A 23,880-nucleotide genomic window follows, 5' to 3' on the forward strand; every position below is an offset into this window, starting at 1 on the left:
GCAGATTGCAACGCAGTGACATCAACCACGAGCCAGAACCTTGGTCAGCGCCTCAAGGAAGCGGCTATTTTCCGCTGGCAGTCCAATGGTGATGCGCAAGTGATTCGGCAGGCCGTAGTTGGCCACCGGACGCACAATCACGCCTTCGCGCAGCAAGCCCTGGAACACGGGAGCGGCTTCGCGCCCGACGTCGACACAAATGAAGTTGCCTTTGGAAGGAATCCAGCTCAACCCCAACTCACGGAAACCCGCTTCCAGTTGTTGCATGCCGGCTTCGTTCAGGCGACGGCTTTCAGCCAGGTACTCGGCGTCTTGCAGTGCGGCGCAGGCAGCGGCCAGGGCCAGGCTGTTGACGTTGAATGGCTGACGCACGCGGTTCAGCACGTCGGCGACCACGGCGGTGGACAAACCATAACCAACTCGCAACGCGGCGAGGCCATAAGCCTTGGAGAACGTGCGCGAAACAAGCAGATTCGGGTACGCCGCCAGGAAATCCAGGCCGTCCGGCAAATCGCTGCCTTCGGCGTACTCGATGTAAGCCTCGTCCAGCACAACCAGCACGTGTTCCGGAACGTCTTGCAGGAATTCGTCCAGTGCCTCGGTATCGAACCAGGTCCCGGTCGGGTTATTCGGGTTGGCGATGAACACCACACGGGTATTGGCATCGATCGCCGCCAGCATCGCCGGCAGGTCATGACCCCAGTTTTTGGCCGGGATCACCTTGGCCTGGGCACCCACGGCCTGGGTCACGATCGGATAGACCGCAAACGCATGTTCACTGAACACCGCATTCAGGCCTGGCGCCAGATAGGCACGCGCAACCAATTCAAGGATGTCATTGGAGCCGTTGCCCAAGGTCACCTGATTCAGCTCGACACGGCATTGCTCAGCCAGCAGGGTCTTGAGCGCGAACCCGTTGCCGTCAGGATAGCGGGTCAACTCGGCCAGCTCTTCGCGGATGGCCGCCAATGCCTTGGGGCTGGCGCCCAGCGGGTTTTCGTTGCTCGCCAGTTTGACGATGCTGGCCGGATCAATATCCAGTTCGCGCGCCAGTTCGTCCACGGGCTTGCCTGGAACGTAAGGCGAAAGTTGTTGCACGCCCGGCTGTGCCAGAGCGAGGAAATTGCCACTCATTTGCTACCGCCCTTAGAGAACTGCTTTCGGGTAGGAACCCAGCACTTTGAGTGCTACTGCTTCCTGACTGATCTTTTCCAGCACACCTTTTACCAGCGGATCGCGGTGGTGGCCGACAAAGTCGATGAAGAACACGTAGGTCCATTTACCGCTGCGCGACGGACGAGTCTCGATTCGCGTCAGGTCGATGCCGTTATCATGGAACGGCACCAGCAACTCATGGAGTGCACCGGGCTTGTTGCTCATGGAAACGATGATCGAGGTCTTGTCGTCGCCGGTCGGCGGCACTTCCTGGTTGCCGATCATGAGGAAACGCGTGGAGTTATCCGGACGGTCCTCGATTTTCTCGGCCAGGCGGGTCAACCCGTACAAACCGGCCGCCATGTCGCCGGCAATCGCCGCCGAGTTCCACTCGCCCTTGACCCGCTTGGCCGCTTCAGCGTTGCTGGACACCGCCACGCGCTCGACATTCGGGTAGTGCGCATCCAGCCACTTGCGGCACTGGGCCAGGGACTGGGCGTGGGAATAGATACGACTGATGCTGTCGGTCTTGGTGTTTTCACCGACCAACAGGTGGTGGTGAATCCGCAACTCGACTTCACCGCAGATCACCATGTCGTGTTCGAGGAAGCTGTCGAGGGTGTGGTTGACCGCGCCCTCGGTGGAGTTTTCCACCGGAACCACGCCAAAGTTCACCGCACCGGCCGCCACTTCACGGAACACTTCGTCGATCGCCGCCATCGGCTTGCTGATCACCGCGTGACCAAAGTGCTTCAGGGCCGCCGCCTGGGTGAAGGTGCCCTCCGGACCGAGGTAAGCCACTTTCAACGGCTGCTCGAGGGCCAGGCACGAGGACATGATTTCACGGAACAACCGCGCCATCTCTTCGTTGCCCAGCGGTCCCTGGTTGCGCTCCATGACACGCTTGAGCACCTGAGCTTCACGCTCAGGACGATAGAACACCGGCACTTCGCCTTCGGCCAGCGAGGCCATCTTTACTCGCGCGACTTCCTGGGCGCAGCGCGCACGCTCACTGATCAGCTCCAGGACTTTCTCGTCCAGGGCATCAATGCGCAGGCGCAGTGCCTTGAGTTCTTGCTCAGACATTAGCCGTGTTCCTTCTCGAACTCTGCCATGTACGCCACCAGCGCGTTGATCGCGTTGATGTCGACGGCGTTATAGATGGAGGCGCGCATGCCGCCCACGGAGCGGTGACCCTTGAGGTTCAGCAGGCCACGCTCGTCGGCACCCGCCAGGAACGGCTTATCCAAACGGTCGTCCGCCAGGCGGAACGGCACGTTCATCCACGAGCGATCCGACTTGTTGATCGGGTTGCTGTAGAGGCCGCTGGCATCGATAAAGTCATACAGCGTGCGCTGCTTCACTTCGTTGAGCTTACCGATGGCTTCGACGCCGCCCTGCTCTTTGAGCCACTCGAACACCAGGCCGGACAGGTACCAGGCCAGGGTCGGCGGGGTGTTGTACATCGAGCCGTTATCGGCCGCGACCTTGTAGTTGAGCATGGTCGGGCACAGGGAACGGGCGTGACCGAGCAGGTCTTCGCGAACGATGTTCACCACGATGCCGCTTGGACCGATGTTCTTCTGGGCACCGGCGTAGATCATGCCGAAGCGAGACACGTCGATCGGACGCGAGAGAATGTCCGAGGACATGTCTGCTACCAGCGGAACATCACCGGTTTCAGGGACCCACTGGAATTCCAGGCCGCCGATGGTTTCGTTCGGCGCGTAGTGAACGTAGGCCGCGTCCTTGGACAGCTTCCACTCGTTCTGGCCGGGAATGGCGAAATAGTCGTAGGGCTTGGCGGTAGCGGCAACGTTGACGTGGCCGTAGCGCGACGCTTCTTCAATGGCTTTCTGCGACCAGATACCGGTGTCGATATAGTCGGCAGAGCCGCCTTCGGGCAGCAGGTTCAGCGGAATCTGGGCAAATTGCTGGCTGGCGCCGCCTTGCAGGAACAGCACTTTATAGTTCGAGGGGATATTCAGCAGATCACGCAGATCCTGCTCGGCCTTGGTGGCAATGGATACGAACTCATCGCTGCGATGGCTCATTTCCATGACCGACAGGCCCTTGCCGTGCCAGTCGAGGAGTTCACCCTGGGCGCGCTGCAGGACAGCTTCGGGAAGCGCCGCAGGACCGGCGCAGAAGTTATAGGCTCTCTTGCTCACATCCAATCTCGCTCTGATTTGGTGGTATCACGCATAAATCACATTATCAATCGACACAGGGTCCCTGCTGAAGCAGACAACCTGTGGGAGCGAGCCTGCTCGCGAATGCATCACCGCGGTGTTTCAGAGATACCGCGGCGCCTGCTTCGCGAGCAGGCACGCTCCCACAGGGGATATCCATGGGTGTCGACATCTTCCGTACGGACAAACAACAAGGGGGCGAATTTTCATCCGCCCCCTCATGTCCACTTACTCTTGTGGCTCTTCGTCAGCAGCGGCGTCGAGTTGCTGGTCTTCGGCAGCGTCGTCGTTCACGACCTCACCGACAAACCCGGCACCCTCTTCACCTTCAAAACCTTCACCTTCGAGTTCTTCACCCTCGACTTCCGACGGCTCCTGAACCCGCTCAAGGCCGACCAGGGTTTCATCCTTAGCCAGTTTGATCAGGGTCACACCCTGGGTGTTACGGCCCAGACTGGAAACCTCATCGACACGGGTACGCACCAGGGTGCCCTGGTCGGAAATCAGCATGATCTCCTCGCCGTCCAGCACCTGTACCGCGCCGACCAGACGGCCGTTACGCTCGTTGCTGACCATGGCGATAACGCCCTGGCCGCCACGCTTGTACTCAGGGAATTCGGTGATCGCCGTACGCTTGCCGTAACCACGCTCGGAAGCGGTGAGGATCTGGCTGCCTTCTTCCGGGATCAGCATGGAAATCAGCTTCTGACCTTCCGGCAGGCGCATGCCGCGCACACCGCGGGCGGTACGGCCCATGGCGCGAACGTCGGATTCCTTGAAGCGCGTCACCTTGCCGCCATCGGAGAACAGCATGACTTCACGTTCGCCATCGGTGATCGCGGCAGAAATCAGCACGTCGCCTTCGTCCAGTTCCAGCGCGATCAGACCGACGCTGCGCTGACGGCTGAAGGATTCCAGCGGGGTCTTCTTCACGGTGCCGTTAGCGGTAGCCATGAAGATGTAGTGACCTTCGGTGTATTCCTCGACCGGCAGCATGGTGGTGATGTATTCACCGTCATCCAGCGGCAGCAGGTTGACCAGCGGACGACCACGGGCCGCACGGGATGCTTCAGGGATTTCGTAGGTTTTCAGCCAGTACACCTTGCCCTTGCTGGAGAACAGCAGCAGTGTGGTATGGCTGTTGGCAACCAGCAGGTGAGCGATGTAGTCCTCATCCTTGACGCCGGTGGCCGACTTGCCTTTACCGCCACGACGCTGGGCCTGGTACGCAGCCAGCGGCTGGGTCTTGGCGTAGCCACCGTGGGAAATGGTCACGACACGGTCTTCTTCCGGAATCATGTCGCCCAGGGTCAGATCGAGACGGGCGTCGAGGATTTCGGTGCGACGCACATCGCCATACTCGGCACGAATCACTTCCAGTTCTTCGCGAATCACTTCCATCAGGCGCGTGGCGCTGTTGAGGATGCGGATCAGCTCGCCGATCTGGTTGAGGATCTCTTGATACTCGGCCAGCAGTTTTTCGTGTTCCAGACCGGTCAGACGGTGCAGACGCAGTTCCAGAATGGCTTGCGCCTGTTCCGGCGACAGGAAGTACTTGCCGTCGCGCAGGCCGTATTGCGGATCGAGGTTTTCCGGACGGCACGAATCGGCACCGGCACGCTCGACCATCGCCACCACGGCCGAGGACTCCCAAGGGGTGCTGACCAGCGCTTCCTTGGCTTCCGACGGTGTTGGCGAGGCCTTGATCAGGGCGATGACCGGGTCGATGTTCGACAGGGCAACTGCCTGACCTTCCAGAATGTGTCCACGCTCACGCGCCTTGCGCAGTTCGAACACGGTACGACGGGTCACGACTTCGCGACGGTGACGAACGAAGGCTTCCAGCAGGTCCTTGAGGTTCAGAATCCGCGGGCGGCCGTCGATCAGCGCGACGATGTTGATACCGAACACGGCCTGCAGCTGGGTCTGGGCGTAGAGGTTGTTGAGGATCACCTCCGGCACTTCGCCGCGACGCAGCTCAATCACGACGCGCATACCGTCCTTGTCGGACTCGTCGCGCAGCTCGGTGATGCCTTCGAGTTTCTTCTCTTTGACCAGCTCGGCGATCTTCTCGATCAGACGTGCCTTGTTCAGCTGGTAAGGGAGTTCGGTGATGACGATCTGCTGACGACCACCGACCTTGTCGATGTCTTCGATGATCGAGCGGGCGCGCATGTAAATACGGCCGCGACCGGTGCGGTAGGCCTCGATGATGCCGGCGCGACCGTTGATGATCGCGGCGGTCGGGAAGTCCGGACCGGGGATGTATTGCATCAGCTCGTCGACAGTCAGCTCGGGGTTGTCGATGAGCGCTAGGCAACCGTCGATGACTTCACCGAGGTTGTGCGGCGGAATGTTGGTCGCCATGCCCACGGCGATACCGCTGGAGCCGTTGACCAACAGATTGGGAATACGGGTCGGCATGACCGCCGGGATCATTTCGGTGCCGTCGTAGTTCGGCACCCAGTCCACGGTTTCCTTGTGCAGGTCAGCCAGCAGCTCGTGCGCCAGCTTGGTCATGCGCACTTCGGTGTATCGCATGGCCGCGGCGTTGTCGCCGTCCACCGAACCGAAGTTGCCCTGACCGTCTACCAGCAGGTAGCGCAGCGAGAATGGCTGCGCCATCCGAACGATGGTGTCGTACACCGCGGTATCACCGTGCGGGTGATACTTACCGATCACGTCACCGACAACACGGGCAGATTTCTTGTACGGCTTGTTGAAGTCGTTACCCAGCTCGCTCATCGCGAACAGCACACGCCGGTGCACGGGCTTCAAGCCGTCGCGCGCATCCGGCAGTGCCCGCCCGACAATTACGCTCATCGCGTAGTCGAGGTAGGACTGCTTCAGCTCGTCTTCGATATTGACCGGGAGGATTTCTTTGGCCAGTTCGCCCATGAGAAGCCTGATTCCTTTTTCTGGTGAAACCTCGTCACATCCATATGGGACGAACGAAGCTCGCCGCTGCAGGCTGAGTGCCATGCACCGACTTACGACAAATCAACGAGTTATGCCATGGATCTGCGCAGTAAAGGTCGCCCCATCGGGCAACCCTGGAAACCGCCGGATGTTATCACAAGAGCCGCCACGCACCTATCCCCCAGATGCGCATGGAGTGTAGTTAGTTGACTGATGGCAGGCTTGAAGGGGACGAGAGAGGCTTAGAGCAGCTGCGAATGCAGAATTCGGGGCTGAATTACGGATGTTTATTGACTTTCAGAGCCTAATCGCCAGCAGGCTGGCTCCCACATTTGATCCGTGTCGATCACAAACCCTGTGGGAGCCAGCCTGCTGGCGATGGCGTCCTTTCGATCTCCACGGCCCATCAATGCAGACGTTTGCGGCACATCAGTTGCGCCATTTTCGCCGTATCCGGCCGCTCGACGATGCCTTTTTCGGTGACGATGGCATCGATCAGATCCGCAGGCGTCACGTCGAACACTGGGTTGAACGCATCGACTTCAGCCCCGACCCGCTTGCCGCCGACCTCAAGCAACTCACGACCATCGCGCTCTTCGATCGGAATGTCGTCGCCGCTGGCCAGGTTCATGTCGATGGTTGAACTCGGCGCCACCACCATGAAACGCACACCGTGGTGCATGGCGTTGACCGCCAATTGATAGGTGCCGATCTTGTTCGCCACATCGCCATTGGCCGTGATCCGGTCCGCGCCCACGATCACCCAGGTAATACCCTTGGTTTTCATGATATGGGCCGCGGCGGAATCGGCATTGAGGGTCACCGGGATGCCTTCGTTGGCCAGCTCCCAGGCCGTCAGCCGTGAGCCTTGCAGCCATGGACGGGTTTCGTCGGCGTAGACACGCTCGACCATACCCTCGATGAACGCCCCGCGAATCACCCCCAGCGCCGTACCGAAGCCACCAGTGGCCAGCGCACCCGTGTTGCAATGGGTCAGGATCGCCTGGGCGTTGCCCTGATGCTTGCGGATCAGATCGACACCCAATTGCGCCATGGTCAGGTTGGCTTCGCGATCACTTTCATGAATGGCGATAGCCTCGGCCTCCAGCACCGCCAGCGGATCGGCATTGCCTTTCAGGCGATCCAGCCGGTCATGCATGCGATTCAAGGCCCAGAACAGATTGACCGCAGTGGGGCGGGAATCGGCGAGCAGCGCGAAATCCTCCTCCAGCGCTGCGTACCAGTCGCCCCCTTCAGCAATCCGGGCGCGGGCTGCCAGCACGATGCCATAGGCCGCACTGATGCCAATTGCCGGTGCGCCGCGCACCACCATCGAGCGAATCGCCTCGGCCACGCCAGCCGCGCTGGTGTAGGCAATCCAGGTTTCCTCGAACGGCAAAATACGCTGATCCAGCAGATACAGGGCGCCATCACGCCAATCGATGGCCTTCACCTTCTCCGCAGCCAACAGTCGATTGCGCATCCCACACCCCGCACTCATGAACAAAAGCCGTCGATTATAGCGATCCCCCCGCGAAGACGCTCGGGTATACTTCGCCATCCTTTACAAAAGCACTGGAACCGCCCCTCGATGCCGAACACTGCCGCTGCGCTCGACCTGTTATTGCTGCCGACCTGGCTGGTACCCGTCGAACCCGCCGGCGTTGTCCTCAAGGACCATGGCCTGGGTATCCGCGACGGGCGCATTGTCTTTATCGGCCCACGCTCCGCCGCCCTGAAGCTTAACGCAAGCGAAGTCCGCGAACTGCCGGACATGTTGCTCAGCCCCGGGCTGATCAATGCCCACGGACACGCGGCAATGACCCTGTTCCGCGGCCTGGCCGATGACTTGCCCTTGATGACCTGGCTGGAAAACCATATCTGGCCGGCCGAGGCCAAATGGGTCGACGAGGATTTTGTACGCGACGGTACGGATCTGGCCATCGCCGAACAGCTCAAAGGTGGCATCACCTGCTTCTCTGACATGTACTTCTTCCCGAAGGTTGCCAGCGAGCGCGTACACAACAGCGGCATTCGCGCGCAAATTGCGATTCCGATCCTCGATTTCCCGATCCCCGGTGCCAGCTCGGCGGACGAAGCCATTCGTCAGGGCGTCGAGCTGTTTGGCGATCTCAAGCACCACGAACGCATCAAAGTCACCTTCGGCCCCCATGCACCCTACACCGTGGGCGATGAAAACCTGGAAAAAATCCGGGTGATCGCCGAAGAACTGGACGCCTCGATCCACATGCACGTGCATGAAACTGCCTTCGAAGTACAGCAATCAGTCGAACAGCGTGGCGAACGCCCACTGGCCCGCCTCGCTCGCCTGGGCATGCTGGGGCCGCGTTTCCAGGCGGTTCATATGACCCAGATCAGCGATGAAGACCTGGCCCTGCTGGTAGAAAGCAACACCAACGTGATTCATTGCCCGGAATCGAATCTGAAGCTCGCCAGCGGCTTCTGCCCGGTGGAGCGCTTGTGGCAGGCCGGAGTGAACGTCGCTGTGGGCACCGATGGCGCCGCCAGCAACAACGACCTGGACCTGCTCGGCGAAACCCGCACCGCGGCCCTGCTGGCCAAGGCCGTCGCCGGTTCGGCTACCGCCCTGGATGCCCATCGCGCCCTGCGCATGGCCACCCTCAACGGTGCTCGCGCCCTGGGAATCGAGGCCGATGTCGGCTCGCTGGAAGTCGGCAAAGCCGCCGACATCGTGGCGTTCGACCTCTCCGGTCTGGCCCAGCAGCCGGTCTACGAGCCGGTTTCGCAGCTTATATATGCCACGAGCCGGGACTGCGTGAAACATGTCTGGGTCGCCGGCAAGCAGTTGCTCGACGATCGTCGCCTGACCCGTCTGGATGAAGAACAACTGGTCACAAGCGCCAAGTCCTGGGGACTGCGCATCAGCGGCCGCACCGAATAACGAGCCCCCTTATGCGGGGGCATCAGGATTTTTCAAGTTTTTCGAGGATTGAAACCATGAGCAACGTCGACTACGCCGAAATCGCCAAATTCGAAGCCCTGGCCCATCGCTGGTGGGACCGCGAAAGCGAGTTCAAACCGCTGCACGACATCAACCCGCTGCGGGTCAACTGGATTGACGAACGCGTCAACCTGGCCGGCAAAAAAGTCCTCGACGTCGGCTGCGGCGGCGGCATCCTCAGCGAAGCCATGGCCCAGCGCGGCGCCACCGTCACCGGCATCGACATGGGCGAAGCGCCGCTGGCGGTCGCACAATTGCATCAGCTGGAATCCGGTGTGAATGTCGAATACCGGCAGATCACCGCCGAAGCCCTGGCCGAGGAAATGCCGGAGCAGTTCGACGTGGTCACCTGCCTCGAAATGCTTGAACACGTGCCAGATCCATCCTCGGTGATCCGCGCCTGCTTCCGGATGGTCAAGCCCGGCGGCCAGGTGTTTTTCTCCACCATCAACCGCAACCCGAAGGCGTACCTGTTCGCCATCGTCGGCGCCGAATACATCATGAAGCTGTTGCCCCGCGGCACCCACGACTTCAAGAAATTCATCCGCCCTTCCGAACTCGGTGCCTGGAGCCGCATGGCCGGCTTGACCGTCAAGGACATCATCGGCCTGACCTACAACCCCCTGACCAAGCACTACAAACTGGCGGCCGACGTGGACGTCAACTACATGATCCAGACCCTGCGCGAGGAGTAAGCCGATGCGAATCAGAGCAGTTCTTTTCGACATGGACGGTACCCTGCTCGACACCGCGCCGGACTTCATCGCGATCTGCCAGGCGATGCGTGCCGACCGCGGCCTGCCGCCCATGAACGACAAACACATTCGTGATGAAATTTCCGGCGGCGCCAAGGCGATGGTCGCGGTGACCTTCGCCATGGACCCGGAATCGCCGGGCTTCGAGGAGCTGCGCCTGGAGTTCCTCGAGCGCTACCTCGTGGGCTGTGCAGTCCACAGCAAACTGTTCGACGGCATGGGTGAACTGCTGGCCGACATCGAGAAAGCCAACCTGATCTGGGGCGTGGTCACCAACAAGCCGTTGCGCTTTGCCGAGCCGATCATGCAACAGCTTGGGCTGGCCGAACGTTCGGCGCTGCTGATTTGCCCGGATCATGTGAAGAACAGCAAACCGGACCCGGAGCCGCTGATCCTCGCCTGCAAGATGCTCGACCTCGACCCGGCCAGCGTGCTGTTCGTGGGCGATGACCTGCGCGATATCGAATCGGGCCGCGATGCCGGCACCCGGACCGCAGCCGTGACCTTCGGCTACATCCACCCGGATGATAATCCGCGGCATTGGGGAGCGGATGTGGTGGTCGATCATCCGCTGGAGCTGCGCAAGGTGCTTGATAGCGCGCTCTGTGGCTGCTGAGAGCCGGTTTCAGGTGCTGGGAATGTGGCGTGAATGCTGACGCCTTCGCGGGCTTGCCCGCGATCGGAAGCGCCGCGATCTGTCTTCTGTTTTGTGAGGTTTTTTATGTTTGATTATTCCGCCCGCCCCGACTTGCTCAATGGCCGGGTCATTCTCGTCACCGGTGCCGGTCGTGGCATCGGCGCAGCCGCAGCAAAAACCTATGCCGCCCACGGCGCGACCGTGCTGCTTTTGGGCAAGACCGAAGCCAACCTGACCCAGGTCTATGACGAAATCGAAGCCGCCGGCCACCCGCAACCGGCCGTGATCCCGTTCAACCTGGAAACCGCCCTGCCCCATCAATACGATGAGCTGGCAGCGATGATCGAGAGCGAATTCGGTCACCTCGACGGCCTGCTGCACAACGCCTCGATCATTGGTCCGCGCACACCGATCGAGCAGCTCTCCGGCGAAAATTTCATGCGGGTGATGCAAGTCAACGTCAACGCCATGTTCATGCTCACCAGCACCCTGTTACCGCTGCTCAAACTGTCCCAGGACGCCTCGGTGGTGTTCACCTCCAGCAGCGTCGGCCGCAAGGGTCGTGCGTACTGGGGCGCTTACGGCGTGTCCAAGTTCGCCACCGAAGGCCTGATGCAGACCCTGGCCGACGAAGTCGATACTGTGGCGCCGGTACGCTCCAACAGCATCAACCCGGGCGCCACCCGCACCAGCATGCGTGCCCAGGCCTATCCAGGGGAAAACCCGCTGAACAATCCGACACCCGAGGAGATCATGCCGGTCTACCTGTACCTGATGGGTCCGGACAGCACCGGTATCAACGGCCAGGCATTCAACGCCCAGTAATACCGTACGTCGCTTTTGTGCCGCGCCGACTTCCCGTCGCGGCATTTGAGCATCCTGCTGTTGTACAAAGCAGATTAAACTTGTACGAAATGTCCTACGGGACTGACGGACCAGTATGACGCGCAGCCCAAAGCCGCTCTCACCCAGCTTGTAAGACAGCCTTACTGCTCAAGGGCGCGCGCCATATGAAATCACCTTCCCAGACCAACGCAATTGACTTCGATAGCGCCAAATTGCAACGCCTGGGCTTTGGTCAGCAGCAACCGACTCTGGAACGGCCAGTCAGTCTTGCGCAACTGCGCCAGCAGCTGAGCATGCAGCTGCAAACCAGTCTGGAACCACAACGCATTCTCGGGCTTTTTTTCCGTGAGGTTCAGCGCCTCGTACCGCTTGATGCCTTGAGCTATGAGCACAAGAGCAGCGATCTGCGCCTGGAATTCGGCCAACGCGGTCACCACTCGATCAGCTACAGCCTCAGCCATGAAGGCGAACACCTGGGTGAGCTGGTGTTTCGTCGCAACCAGCGCTTCAGCGAGCAGGAACAGGGCCACCTCGAATCGCTGCTGGCCGCGCTGCTCTACCCGATGCGCAACACCTTGCTATACCGCGCCGCGACCCAAAGTGCATTGCGCGATCCGCTGACAGACACCGGCAACCGCATCGCCATGGACCAGACGCTGCTTCGGGAAATCGAAGTCTCGCGGCGTCACCTGCACCCCTTGTCACTGCTGATGCTGGACATCGATCACTTCAAACAGATCAACGACACCCATGGACACAGTGTCGGCGATGAAGTGCTTAAAGCGGTCGCCGCCTCGATCAAGCAACAGTTGCGCAACGTGGACATGGTGTTTCGTTTTGGCGGCGAGGAGTTCCTGATCGTACTGTCCAACACTAACCGCGAAGCGGCGGCCTTGGTCGGCGAGCGGCTGCGTCTTGCAGTGCAGACCGAGGAATTTGTGGCTGAGGGCCGTTCGATCGAACTGACCGTGAGCCTGGGTTGCTCGACCCTGCTGCCCGGCGAATCTGCCGAGAGCTTGTTGCGAAGGGCTGATAATGCGCTGTACGTCGCCAAGCGCGAGGGGCGTAACCGGTTGACGATGGCAGGTTGATTTTCAAGTAACAGCACAAAACAGTGTGGGAGCGAGCCTGCTCGCGAATGGTCTTTCAATCAACATCATTGTTGACTGGCAGATCGCATTCGCGAGCAGGCTCGCTCCCACAGTTGTATTACATGGAATCTGGATCAGCTCTCGGCCAATGCCAATCGCTCACGGGCTACCGGCGTTCGTTCCGCGTACTCCAGTTGCATGCAACGCTCCAGAAACAGGTACATGTAGTCGTAGCTCTTGCACACGGCCTGACGCAATTCCACTTGCAGGGCCTTGCTTGGATTCATGCCTGCCAGCGTGCAGATGATTTCCAGCGCTTCCCAAGGATGGGCATCGTCATACTGGGCGTGCATCTTCAGCCACTTCATGGCGCGCTTGCGGTCTTCCTCGGGGAAGGATGCCGCGTACACACCATTGGAACAAACCAGCGCCGACCACTCGCCGGTCGCACCTTCAATGGCATAGTTGGTGGCGGCAATGGCCACGATCAGCGAATCCGCCGAACTGGTGTGCCAGCACCAATGACTCAAGGCATGAAGCTCCGGAGCCACCTGTTGCGCTTGCAGATCTTCCAGGCTGACACCGTGAGCGCGGCTCCAGTGCAGCCAGTAATCGGCATGGTTCAATTCGACGCGAATGTTGCGCATCAGCCAGCGACGCGCCATGTCTTCGCCCGGATGACGGGCAAAACGGGTCTTGGTCAGGTTTTGTGCCATATATAACGCGAACTGTTCGACCACCGGCCAGCCACCTATCAGGTACTGACGCATGGTCTTTGCACTGAGTTTGTTGTCACGCATGCGCTGATACAGTTCGTGTTCGACAACCCGGCGCTTGCTCTCGCTGCAATCCTGAATCAGGCGCTGGGCCCAGGCAGGATAACTTGCAGCTTCCATGAGGGGTCCGGTTCGGTTGAATGTGTCGATCACTGTCGAGCTCCTTTTGATTGTGATTGTCAGATCAGCGAAAGATTTCAACGGAACGTGCCAGGGGCCTTGAACAACAAAGGCTGGGGCCTGGCAGGACGACTTTGCAGGCTGTCAAAGGTAAACAATTGCGGGCGTTCTATGACATACCCTTGAGCGTAATCCACCCCGATCTCCAGCAATGCCTGCTCGATCTGAGGCGTCTCGACAAACTCGGCAATCGTACGTTTACCCATGACATGACCGATGTGATTGATCACTTCGACCATGGCGCGGTTAACCGGGTCGTCCAGCATATCCTTTACGAAACTCCCGTCGATCTTCAGGAAGTCTACAGGCAAATGTTTCAGATACGCGAATGAAGACATACCGGCGCAAAAGTCATCCAGCGAAAAAAGGCATCCCAAACCTTTGAGTTCATTGATAAAACGAATTGCACTGCCAAGATTGGAAATTGCACTGGTTTCGGTGATTTCAAAACAAATCATTTCAGGCGGAATGGAATAAGTAACGAACTGTTCCCGCAGGAAGTCCAGAAACGCCTCATCACCTATGGTCGTGCCTGACAGATTGATCGCACACATGGCCAGCGGCCCCTGACGTGTCTCGGCGCGGCATTGGGCAATGATCTTGAAAACGTTCTGCACCACCCAGCGGTCAAGGGATGTCATCAAACCGTAGCGTTCGGCGGCCGGGATGAAACTGTCGGGTAGAATCATGCGGCCGGCTTCATCATGCAGGCGCAACAGGATTTCGATATGCCCGCTGCCCGGCTCGGTATGACCAAGGGGCGCAATTTCCTGGGCATACAGACAGAAGCGATCCTCTTCCAGCGCCATGTGCAGACGCTGCACCCAGGCCATTTCACCGAAGCGCAGGGACAACTCCGAATCGTCGGGGTGATAGACCTGAACCCGGTTACGGCCTTTTTCCTTGGCCATGTAGCAAGCCATGTCGGCAGCGCGCAATGAAGCTTCGAGGGTGGTCGGATTGTGCGCGACATGCACCAGACCGATGCTCACGGTGGTCACGAAAGGCCGGCCCTTCCATACGAAATGCAGGTTTTGCACCGTCTGCCGCAACCCCTCGGCAATTTTCTCCGCCGCCTCCGGCCCACAGTTCTCCAGCAGAATGCCGAACTCGTCGCCGCCGAGCCGAGCCAGGGTATCGCCTTCGCGCAGACCGGATTGCAGCAGTGCACAGATGTGCCGCAGCAACTCGTCACCCGCCGCATGGCCGCAGGTATCGTTGACCAGTTTGAACTGATCCAGGTCGAGGAACATCAGGGCATGCCGCCCCGACTGCCGCGTCAGGTTGTGCAGCGCCTGTTCCAGGCGATATTCGAATTCGCGGCGGTTGGCCAGACCGGTCAAGGCGTCATGGGTGGCCTGCCAGGACAGATTGGCAATGTATTGCCGCTCCTGGGTCATGTCGTGCAACACCAGTACCGTGCCGCTGACCTTGCCGGCATTGCGGATCGGCGCGCCGACCAGCGTTACAGAGACCGTGCTGCCATCCAGGCGCTGAATCAATTTTGAATGCTCGCTGCCGCCGCTGAGCTGACCGCTCAGTATGCGTTCGATCAGGGTGAAACCATCGGTCTGCGCGTTGTCGTCCAACAGATTGAACAGCGCCGCCAACGGCAAACCGGTCGCCTGTTCCGCCTTCCAGTGAGTCAACGCCTCGGCAGCCGGGTTCATGTAGGCGATGGCGCCATCCACATCGGTAGTAATCACCCCGTCACCGATCGATTGCAGGGTGATCTGCGCCCGGTCTTTTTCCAACTGCAGGGCGTCGGCAAAGGCGTGGCGTTGCTTGAGCAGTTTATGGGTACGCATCAAGGCCAATGCGATCAAGCCCAGGGCCGTGGCCAGGTTGATCGCCAGCAACAGGCGAAGAATCACCCGTGACCCCTCTCCCAAGGCATCACTGAAGGCTTTTGCCGCCGGGGTGACTTCATCGTTGATCGCGAAAATCTGCGCCTTCCAACGCTGGATGTCGGTATCGGAAGCCGGGCTGGCGGTGATGTGCCGGTGCATGTCGCGGGCAACGTCATCGAGCTGGACCAGATACGCGTCACCCACTGTCCAGAGATCGATGGCTTTCTCGAGGTAGCTGAAGTGCCGGAAATTCAGGTACAGCCAGATCAGGCTGGACACATCGTCCGGATGATTGCCGCCCTTGAGGATCGCTGCGCGTGCCGCTTCGATATTCGGCGGTTGGTGGTCCAGCGCCACACGCAACTCGTGACCGCCCTGGGGCACGGCAATGGCGTTCTGGTATTTGAGAAAAATCCCTTCATCGCCGCTGTCGGCGTAGAGATTGAGGTAATAGATGGCGTCTTTCTGGCCCTTGGACCACAGGCTTTCACCGGCAACGTAGCCACGGACCGCCGAAAGCACATAAAGGCTGACACCGCCCAGCAGGGCCTGAAACAGCACGACCGCGATAAATGGCCAGACGATGCCCAGCAACCGTGGCGTACCAAGAGTCCGCGTTTGATTCATGAGTTCCCTTGCATTAGCACTGCTTGATCGTCATCCGGACGAAATCGCTACCGCAAGACTAGGGGGCGATCCCGGTTCCGGCAAGCGGCAGATCTCATTGCAGTACAAACGCCAGGGCTATATATGCACCGCCAACGCAGTATCGAGGCCGTGGTAAAAAAGCCCTGAACATCCCTTGGCACTGATCTAGTGCTGCTGCAAATGCCCATAAAGCTTGGCGTACAAACCACCATCGGCAATCAGCTGTTGGTGGTCGCCATCTTCGGCAATCTGCCCGCCATCGAATACGAGCACCCGGTCCGCCTGTTTAACCGCTGACAGTCGGTGGGCAATGATCAGCGTGGTGCGGTTGCTCAGGAACCGCGCCAAGGCTTGGTGCAGGTTGTACTCGGTAGCGGCATCCAGCGCGGAGGTGGCCTCGTCGAGGATCACCACTTTAGGGTCGGCCAACACCATCCGCGCAATCGCCAGACGTTGCCGCTGACCGCCGGACAAACGCACGCCGGAGCGCCCGACGATACTGTCCAGGCCGTTGGGCAATTCACGAATCGTAGCGTGCAGTTGCGCGATTTCCAGGGCCTGCCAGCAAGCCTCGTCGCTGCGTTCGCGGCCCATGGTCAGGTTGGCACGCACAGTGTCGTTGAACAGCGCCGGGTGCTGCAGGACCACGGCGACGTTTTCACGAACGGTTTCCAGACCGATCTCCTGCTGGGTCGAGCCGCCGAAGCGGATGGTCCCGGCCAATGGCGTGTACAGGCCCAACAGCAACTGCACCAGCGTACTCTTGCCACCACCGCTGGCACCGACGATTGCCACTTTTTCACCGGGGGCGATGGACAGGTTCATCTGGTTCAACACCAGCTCGTCGCCGTAGCCGAAACTCAGGCCCTGAACCTCGATACCCACGGTCTCGCGGCCGTTGAACGGATCGACGCCATTGGGGTACTCAGGTTCATCGGCGCGGGACAACAGTTCGTTGATTCGCGACAGCGCACCGCCGGCGGCGTAATAGGCGTATTGCAGGTTCAGCAGTTGTTCCACCGGGCCGATCATGAACCACAGGTAGCTGAACACGGCGAGCATCTGGCCGATGGACAGGTCGGAAAACAGCACGGTGAGCATGGCGGCGGCGCGAAAAATATCGATACCGAACTGGAACAGCAAGCCGCTGGCACGGTTCGAGGCGTCGGTTTTCCATTGCGAACTGACCGCGTAATCGCGAACTTCCCTGGCGCGCAGCCCCAGTCGTCCGAGGAAAAACCCCTGACGGTTGCCGGCGCGAACTTCCTGGATCGCGTCCAGGGTTTCGGTCAATGCCTGGGTGAAGCGTGAAGTGCTGTCGTTCTCGAGCTTCTTCAGGTGCTTGACCTTTTTGCCCAACTGCACCGTGGCGTAGATCACCAGCGGGTTGAACAAAAGGATCAGCAGCGCCAGTTTCCAGTGCATCCACATCAGAATCCCTGCAGTGCCGACCAGTGTCAGCATGGCCACGAGGAAGCGACTGAGGGTTTCGCCGACGAATTTGTCCAGGGTGTCGAGGTCGGTCACCAGGTGCGTGGTCACCGTCCCGCTGCCCAGGCTTTCGTATTCACCCAGCGAGATGCGCTTGAGGCGTTCAATCAGGCGGATGCGAATGCGGTACACGATGTCCTTGGCCAGGGCGGCGAACAACCGCGCCTGCACCACGTTGAACAGCAATGCCGCGCAACGCAGAGCCAGGGTTACCAGCAGCATCAGGCCGATATAGCCCGCGGCCTTTTGCCAGACCTCGGGGAGTGCGAGGTTCATGATTTTCAGCGCGGCGTCACCGTGCCCCAGCAGCACTTCATCCACCAGTAACGGCAGGAGCAACGGGATTGGTACGCTGCACAGGGTCGCCAGCACGGCCACGCCATTGGCGATCCACAGGGATTTCTTGTGATGAAGCGCCAGTCGGCGGATTTCCGCCCAACTCAGCCGATCGACATGTTTTGCGGTTGCGACATCGTCGGGCAGGTCATGCACAGGCAGCGCGCTCCAGCCAGCGGCCGAGCAGCGGTGACAGCACACTGAGCGGTTGATAGCCATTGGTCAGCAGTGCCAATTGACCATTGCGCTCAGCCAGCAGGGTGGGGAAACCGGCAATGCCCAGATCCTGGACCCAGGTGAAATCGGCTGCCGTTGCGGTGTGCATATCGGCACGGTCGAACGCGGCGGCAAATTCGATGCGCGGCAGACCGGCCTGTTCCGCCAACTCCACCAGAACGCTGGCGCGGGTAACGTCGCGGCCTTCGGCATAAAACGCATGTTGAATCAGCCCCAGCAGCTTCCATGCACAGTCCGGCGCCAGGCTGCGTGCCGTCACCAGCGCCCGGCACGCCGGCTCGGTGTCGTAGACGAATCCATCGGGCAACGCACCGTCCAGTTTGAACGGCTGGCCGGTGGCCTCGGTGACCGCCTGCCAGTGCTCGAGGATGTAGCGCCGGGTCGACGGTTCCAGCGCCGAGCCGCTGCCGGTGCGCAAACCGCCTACCACCAGATGCACGTCCACACCTGCCGCTGCCGCCTGCTCGACCAACGCGTTGGCCACCGGAGCAAAGCCCCAGCACCAGGAGCACATCGGGTCCATTACATAGAGCAGGCGGGCAGTCGTCATGGTGTTCAAGCCTCGGAGGATACTTGCTTGTAGTTGTAGCCGATCGGGTGAGGCATGTTGCGAGCCTTGGCCAGTTCGATCTGCTTTTGCCGATCGATGGCGCTGCGGCGGGTTTTCTCGCTCAGCGTGTCCCAGCAATGCGGGCAACTGATGCCGGCCACGTAATGCTCGGAGGCGCGATCTTCGACACTGACCGGTGTGCGGCAGGCATGACATTGATCGTAGTCGCCTTCGCTCAGGTCGTGGCGAACCGTCACGCGGTTATCGAACACGAAGCAGTCGCCCTGCCACTTGGTTTCTTCCTGAGGCACTTCTTCGAGGTACTTCAAGATGCCACCCTTGAGGTGGTAGACCTCATCGAAGCCTTCGCTGAGCATATAGCTCGACGCCTTTTCGCAACGAATGCCGCCGGTGCAGAACATGGCGACCTTCTTGTGTACGGCCGGGTCGAAATTGGCTTTGATGTAGTCGGGAAATTCGCGAAAACTGGTGGTTTTCGGATCGATCGCGCCTTCGAAGGTGCCGATGGACACTTCATAGTCGTTGCGGGTATCGATCAACAGGACTTCCGGATCGCTGATCAGGGCATTCCAGTCCTGCGGATCAACGTAGGTGCCGACCTTTTTGTTCGGGTCCACGCCTTCAACGCCGAGGGTCACGATTTCTTTCTTGAGCTTGACCTTGGTGCGGTAGAACGGTTGTTCGTCGCAGTACGACTCTTTGTGGTCGATATCGTCCATGCGCGGGTCGTTCTTGAGCCAGGCCAACAGTCCGTCGATGCCTTCGCGGCTGCCGGACACGGTGCCGTTGATGCCTTCTTCGGCGATTAGCAGCGTGCCTTTGATGCCGTTGTCGACCATCGCTTGCAGCAGTGGCTCGCGCAGGGCGACGTAATCTTCCAGGGTGACGAACTTATACAGTGCCGCCACGACAATCTGTTGTGTCATGGGTAAATCTCCAGGTGGCTACCCTCGTAAGGGGTGAACCGGATGCGAAAAAAAACGCACCGGGTAAGCGGCGCGTTTCGCATTCTATCAAAAACCCGAAGGTTAGAGGACTGGCAGATGCCTTTGTGGGGAGGGGATAAATCCCCTCCCCACAATAGCCGTTCAAACGCTAGTGTTTGCTGCCGCCGGCACAGGTCGGCGAGGCTGGAGCCGCGTCGATCTGCGCCCATTCCTCCGGCGTGTAGGTATGCAGCGCCAACGCATGGAACTCGCCCATCAGCTCGCCGAGCGTGCCGTAGACTTTCTGGTGACGCTTGACACGATTGAGCCCTTCGAACTGCTGGCTGACCACCACGGCCTTGAAGTGGGTCTGCAACCCGCGACTGTGCATATGGCTTTCATCCAGCACTTGCAAATGCTCGGGCTGCAGCAGGCCCAACGTCGATTCGATGCGTTGTTGCATGGTCATACCGAACTCCGCTTAAGGCTTTTTCTTGGCTGGAGCCGCTGCGTCTTTCGGCGTCAGCTCAGTGGTCATGTCAGCCAGCAGCTTGTTGACCACGGGCACCGCGCTTTCCAGCTTGGCCTGGGTCATCTGGGCCGATTGCTGGGTCAGCTGCGGCATTTTTTCCAGGACTTTCTTGCCCAGAGGCGACTTGTAGAACGCCACCAGGTCCTTGAGCTCGGATTCGGTGAAGTTGGTGGTGTAGAGCTTGACCATGTCCGGCTTCAGCTTGTTCCAGCCAATGGCCTGGTCCAGGGCGGCGTTGGCCTTGGCCTGGTAGGTTTCCAGGACGGCTTTTTTCGACTCCGGGGCTTTGGTTTGCTGGAAGCGCTGGGCGAACATTTGCTGTACTTGCATGTACACCGGAGTGCCCAGTTTGTCAGCATGTGCCAGGGTCAGGAAAGCCTCGGCACTGGCGTTGTGGCTGGCGGTGTCGGCAAGAACCTGGCCGCTGGCACAAACCAATGCAACCGCGGTACAGATGGCACGAAGACGAGTCATCGAGTTTCCTTTTCTAGCAGGCGAGGTAAAACCCCAAGGACGTCCATTCTGCGCCTAAAAAAGTCTGTCACTCAACCCCAAGCCTTGTCGCGCCTGATTTAGAGGGGTTCAATGGACAGAATCGAGACTGATGGAACCCCGGCCGTCGATCACGGCCTAAACTGCGCTATCAGACCTACAGGAGTGTGACCGATGAGCCGTATCGAAACCGACAGCCTTGGCCAGGTTGAAGTCCCGGATGAGGCCTATTGGGGCGCTCAGACGCAACGCTCGCTGGTCAACTTTGCCATCGGTAATGAGCGCATGCCGCTGGCGGTACTGCACGCTCTTGCGCTGATCAAGAAAGCCGCGGCACGGGTCAACGACCGCAATGGCGACCTGCCCGCCGATATCGCCCGCCTGATCGAACAGGCTGCCGACGAAGTGCTCGACGGCAACCACGACGACCAGTTTCCGCTGGTGGTCTGGCAGACCGGCAGCGGCACCCAGAGCAACATGAACGTCAACGAAGTGATCGCCGGTCGCGCCAATGAACTGGCCGGCAACCCGCGTGGCGGCAAGTCCCCGGTGCACCCCAACGATCACGTCAATCGCTCCCAGAGTTCCAACGACTGCTTCCCCACCGCCATGCACATCGCTGCGGCCCAGGCGGTGCAGCAGCAATTGCTGCCGGCCATCGCCGAGCTGTCCGGCGGTATTGCCGAACTGTCGGCACGACACATGAAACTGGTGAAAACCGGCCGTACCCACATGATGGACGCCACTCCGATCACCTTCGGCCAGGAACTTTCGGGGTTCATAGCGCAACTCGATTACGCCGAACGGGCGATCCGCAGCGCCCTGCCGGCAGTTTGCGAACTGGCTCAGGGTGGCACCGCCGTGGGCACCGGACTGAACTCGCCGCACGGCTTTGGTGAAGCGATCGCTGCGGAGCTGGCAGCGCTATCCGGCCTGCCTTTCGTCACCGCCCCGAACAAGTTTGCCGCGCTGGCCGGCCACGAGCCGCTGACCACCCTTTCCGGCGCACTGAAAACCCTCGCCGTGGCCCTGATGAAAATCGCCAACGACCTGCGCTTGCTCGGCTCCGGCCCGCGCGCCGGTTTCGCCGAAGTGAAGCTGCCGGCCAACGAACCGGGCAGCTCGATCATGCCCGGCAAGGTCAACCCGACCCAGTGCGAAGCGCTGTCGATGCTGGTCTGCCAGGTCCTGGGCAACGACGTCACCATCGGTTTCGCCGCGAGCCAGGGGCACTTGCAACTGAACGTGTTCAAACCGGTGATCATCCACAACCTGCTGCAATCGATCCGTCTGCTGGGCGATGGCTGCAGCAACTTCCAGCAGCACTGCATCGCCGGCCTTGAGCCGGACGCAGGGCAAATGGCTGAGCATCTGGAACGCGGCTTGATGCTGGTGACGGCGCTGAACCCGCACATTGGCTATGACAAGTCGGCGGAGATTGCCAAGAAGGCTTACAGCGAAGGGCTGACGTTGCGTGAAGCAGCGTTGCAGTTGGGGTATCTGACCGATGAGCAGTTTGATGCGTGGGTGCGGCCGGAGAATATGCTGGAGGCTGGGGCCAAGGGCTGAAATTTGCGGTGACTGACAGTCAGTCATCGCGGGCAAGCCACGCTCCCACAGGTTTTGTGTTGTTCACGGATTTCGTGGTCGACGCAAAACCTGTGGGAGCGTGGCTTGCCCGCGATGAACGATAATGCGGTCTAGCTGGCGGCCATCCGCACTTTCCGCGCCTTCAACCCGGCAATCAACGACGGCCCCAACGCCACCAGCGCCGACCCCAGCACCACCAACACCGCCCCGCCATACCCCAGACCGTTGATCGTTTCGGCATGCACATATTCCGGCCACCACCAGGCCGCCAGCGCCACGGCGCCAAAGGTCACCAGCGGCGTAATCGCCAGCGTTGCGCTGACCCGCGAGGCTTCCCAATGGGCGAGGGCTTCGGCAAATGCGCCGTAGGCAATCAGGGTGTTCATGCAGCAAGCCAGCAGCAGCCAGCCTTGCAACGGGTTCAGTTGCAGCGCTTCCAGCGGATGTACCCACGGCGTCAGCAACAGTCCGCAAAACAGGTAGATCACCATCATCACCTGCAGCGAATTCCACACCGTCAGCAATTGCTTTTGCCCCAGGGCATAAAAGGTCCAGACCGTGGACGCCAACAACACCAGCAACACACCGGCGGTGTAGTCGGTCAACGAGGTGAGCAGTTCACTCAGGCGCTGATTGAAAAACAGGGCAAAGCCGATCAGCAGCACCAGCAAGCCAATCCCCTGCCCCAGGCTGAAACGCTCTTTGAACACAAATACACTGGCAATCAGCAACATGATCGGCCCCATCTGCACCACCAGTTGTGCGGTGCCGGGGCTAAGCAGATTCAGGCCCATCAGATACAGCACGTAGTTGCCCACCAGGCCGAGTACCGCCATCAACACCAGCCAGCCGCCGCGCGGCCCCAGCACTTTGCGGCTCGGCAGACGCCTGGTTGCCGCCAGGTAAATGAACAGGCAGCCACCGGAGACCATCAGGCGAAACCAGGTCACCGTGACAGGGTCCATCACCAGCAATACCTGTTTGAGTTTGATCGGCAGGATTCCCCACAGCAACGCAGTCAACAAGGCCAGGAACAGACCGTAAACCCAGCGACCGGATGAAATGTGCATGCGAACCCCAAAGCCAAGTGTCTAGATCCGTCATTCTAGGCGCACTACCGTGTGGCACACAGGGACAGTTTGCGTCTGGCCGCGAATGAAACTGTGCAGGTCGCAACATTAAATTGGCGCTATGCCGTCGATCCGATAGTCAGACGCCGTAAAGGGTTCATGCATAAGCTGATTGGATCCACTTACCGAAACATCCCGCAGGAGATCGCCATGTACGGCATGCGCGCCCAGGACAACGCCCCCGCCACGCACTTTCGCAGTGACCGTCTATGTCGGGTAAATGGGAAGTTGTATTTCTGCACTCGGGAAAACACGCTGGAGGGGCCGTTTGCCAGTGCCGAGGCGGCTGGGCGGGAAATTCAGGCCTATATCGAGCGCGTGCAATTTTTGCGGTTGGACCGTTAAACCGAGTCGCTAGATTCGCGAGCAGGCTCGCTCCTACAGTGGATCTTTGTCGCACATCAGATCCCTGTGGGAGCGAGCCTGCTCGCGATAGCTATCTATCAGTCAATGCAAAATCCAAGGGGTTCAACGCACTGCTTCAAACTCAAACAGGTATTGCTGGTGATGGACCCTGTCACGGTGACCTGGTTTCGCCTGATG

At 59.9% G+C, this 23,880-nt stretch carries 20 protein-coding genes; 7 read left to right on the forward strand and 13 right to left on the reverse strand.

Annotated features, from left to right (window positions below):
• Positions 1-21: 21 nt before the first annotated feature.
• From hisC to mtnA, 5 genes are all read right to left on the reverse strand, one after another.
• Complete coding sequence (gene hisC / locus FFS64_RS27360) at positions 22-1,134, reverse strand: histidinol-phosphate transaminase (protein ID WP_095196491.1); 1,113 nt, start codon at positions 1,132-1,134, stop codon at positions 22-24.
• A gap of 12 nt (positions 1,135-1,146) precedes the next feature.
• On the reverse strand, positions 1,147-2,241 hold the full coding sequence (gene pheA, locus FFS64_RS27365) for a prephenate dehydratase (RefSeq protein WP_020800126.1): 1,095 nt from the start codon (positions 2,239-2,241) through the stop codon (positions 1,147-1,149).
• The gene (serC, locus tag FFS64_RS27370) at positions 2,241-3,326 is read right to left on the reverse strand and encodes a 3-phosphoserine/phosphohydroxythreonine transaminase (RefSeq protein WP_137807906.1); all 1,086 of its coding nucleotides are present in this window, start codon (positions 3,324-3,326) and stop codon (positions 2,241-2,243) included. Before serC ends, pheA begins: the two co-directional genes overlap by 1 nt.
• A 249-nt stretch (positions 3,327-3,575) precedes the next feature.
• Positions 3,576-6,245, reverse strand: coding sequence for a DNA gyrase subunit A (gyrA, locus tag FFS64_RS27375; protein WP_137807907.1), 2,670 nt, complete (start codon positions 6,243-6,245; stop codon positions 3,576-3,578).
• Positions 6,246-6,672: 427 nt separating this feature from the next.
• Entirely contained in the window at positions 6,673-7,749 is a 1,077-nt protein-coding gene (gene mtnA, locus FFS64_RS27380) for an S-methyl-5-thioribose-1-phosphate isomerase (protein ID WP_137807908.1), read from the reverse strand.
• 108 nt (positions 7,750-7,857) lie between these two features.
• On the opposite strand from mtnA, the gene FFS64_RS27385 reads away from it, so the two are divergent.
• From FFS64_RS27385 to FFS64_RS27405, 5 genes are all read left to right on the forward strand, one after another.
• Positions 7,858-9,189 carry a TRZ/ATZ family hydrolase gene (locus tag FFS64_RS27385; protein WP_137807909.1) on the forward strand — a complete coding sequence of 444 codons (1,332 nt, stop codon included), beginning with the start codon at positions 7,858-7,860 and terminating at the stop codon, positions 9,187-9,189.
• A gap of 56 nt (positions 9,190-9,245) precedes the next feature.
• Positions 9,246-9,944: a bifunctional 2-polyprenyl-6-hydroxyphenol methylase/3-demethylubiquinol 3-O-methyltransferase UbiG gene (gene ubiG, locus FFS64_RS27390; RefSeq protein ID WP_007973655.1), complete on the forward strand. Its 699-nt coding sequence runs from the start codon at positions 9,246-9,248 to the stop codon at positions 9,942-9,944.
• A 4-nt stretch (positions 9,945-9,948) separates the two neighbouring features.
• The gene (mupP, locus tag FFS64_RS27395) at positions 9,949-10,620 is read left to right on the forward strand and encodes an N-acetylmuramic acid 6-phosphate phosphatase MupP (protein ID WP_095196485.1); all 672 of its coding nucleotides are present in this window, start codon (positions 9,949-9,951) and stop codon (positions 10,618-10,620) included.
• A 105-nt stretch (positions 10,621-10,725) separates the two neighbouring features.
• Positions 10,726-11,466: a YciK family oxidoreductase gene (locus FFS64_RS27400; protein WP_137807910.1), complete on the forward strand. Its 741-nt coding sequence runs from the start codon at positions 10,726-10,728 to the stop codon at positions 11,464-11,466.
• A 185-nt stretch (positions 11,467-11,651) separates the two neighbouring features.
• Entirely contained in the window at positions 11,652-12,578 is a 927-nt protein-coding gene (locus FFS64_RS27405; protein ID WP_137807911.1) for a GGDEF domain-containing protein, read from the forward strand.
• 134 nt (positions 12,579-12,712) lie between these two features.
• Here the strand turns inward: FFS64_RS27405 and FFS64_RS27410 are convergent, their stop codons facing one another.
• From FFS64_RS27410 to FFS64_RS27440, 7 genes are all read right to left on the reverse strand, one after another.
• Positions 12,713-13,474 (reverse strand): TenA family transcriptional regulator, encoded by a 762-nt coding sequence (locus FFS64_RS27410; protein WP_372242191.1) that lies wholly within the window; start codon positions 13,472-13,474, stop codon positions 12,713-12,715.
• 77 nt (positions 13,475-13,551) lie between these two features.
• Entirely contained in the window at positions 13,552-16,011 is a 2,460-nt protein-coding gene (locus FFS64_RS27415; RefSeq protein WP_137807913.1) for an EAL domain-containing protein, read from the reverse strand.
• A 186-nt stretch (positions 16,012-16,197) separates the two neighbouring features.
• The gene (locus tag FFS64_RS27420) at positions 16,198-18,015 is read right to left on the reverse strand and encodes an ABC transporter ATP-binding protein (RefSeq protein ID WP_137807914.1); all 1,818 of its coding nucleotides are present in this window, start codon (positions 18,013-18,015) and stop codon (positions 16,198-16,200) included.
• Complete coding sequence (locus tag FFS64_RS27425) at positions 18,008-18,610, reverse strand: DsbA family protein (RefSeq protein WP_170948723.1); 603 nt, start codon at positions 18,608-18,610, stop codon at positions 18,008-18,010. Before FFS64_RS27425 ends, FFS64_RS27420 begins: the two co-directional genes overlap by 8 nt.
• A 41-nt stretch (positions 18,611-18,651) precedes the next feature.
• Positions 18,652-19,593 carry a rhodanese-related sulfurtransferase gene (locus FFS64_RS27430; protein WP_137807915.1) on the reverse strand — a complete coding sequence of 314 codons (942 nt, stop codon included), beginning with the start codon at positions 19,591-19,593 and terminating at the stop codon, positions 18,652-18,654.
• A gap of 169 nt (positions 19,594-19,762) precedes the next feature.
• The gene (locus tag FFS64_RS27435; RefSeq protein WP_052964137.1) at positions 19,763-20,062 is read right to left on the reverse strand and encodes a BolA family transcriptional regulator; all 300 of its coding nucleotides are present in this window, start codon (positions 20,060-20,062) and stop codon (positions 19,763-19,765) included.
• 12 nt (positions 20,063-20,074) lie between these two features.
• On the reverse strand, positions 20,075-20,599 hold the full coding sequence (locus tag FFS64_RS27440; protein WP_137807916.1) for a DUF2059 domain-containing protein: 525 nt from the start codon (positions 20,597-20,599) through the stop codon (positions 20,075-20,077).
• A gap of 192 nt (positions 20,600-20,791) precedes the next feature.
• Between FFS64_RS27440 and FFS64_RS27445 the strand changes: the two genes are divergently transcribed.
• Positions 20,792-22,186: a class II fumarate hydratase gene (locus FFS64_RS27445; RefSeq protein WP_137807917.1), complete on the forward strand. Its 1,395-nt coding sequence runs from the start codon at positions 20,792-20,794 to the stop codon at positions 22,184-22,186.
• Between the two features lie 131 nt (positions 22,187-22,317).
• Here FFS64_RS27445 and FFS64_RS27450 read toward each other — a convergent pair whose 3' ends face one another.
• Complete coding sequence (locus FFS64_RS27450; RefSeq protein ID WP_137807918.1) at positions 22,318-23,277, reverse strand: DMT family transporter; 960 nt, start codon at positions 23,275-23,277, stop codon at positions 22,318-22,320.
• Between the two features lie 210 nt (positions 23,278-23,487).
• Between FFS64_RS27450 and FFS64_RS27455 the strand changes: the two genes are divergently transcribed.
• A complete protein-coding gene (locus FFS64_RS27455; RefSeq protein WP_137807919.1) occupies positions 23,488-23,682 on the forward strand; it encodes a DUF6316 family protein in 195 nt (64 codons plus the stop codon).
• Positions 23,683-23,880 lie beyond the last annotated feature (198 nt).

It is taken from the genome of Pseudomonas sp. G(2018), from assembly GCF_005502415.1.
Lineage (GTDB): Bacteria > Pseudomonadota > Gammaproteobacteria > Pseudomonadales > Pseudomonadaceae > Aquipseudomonas.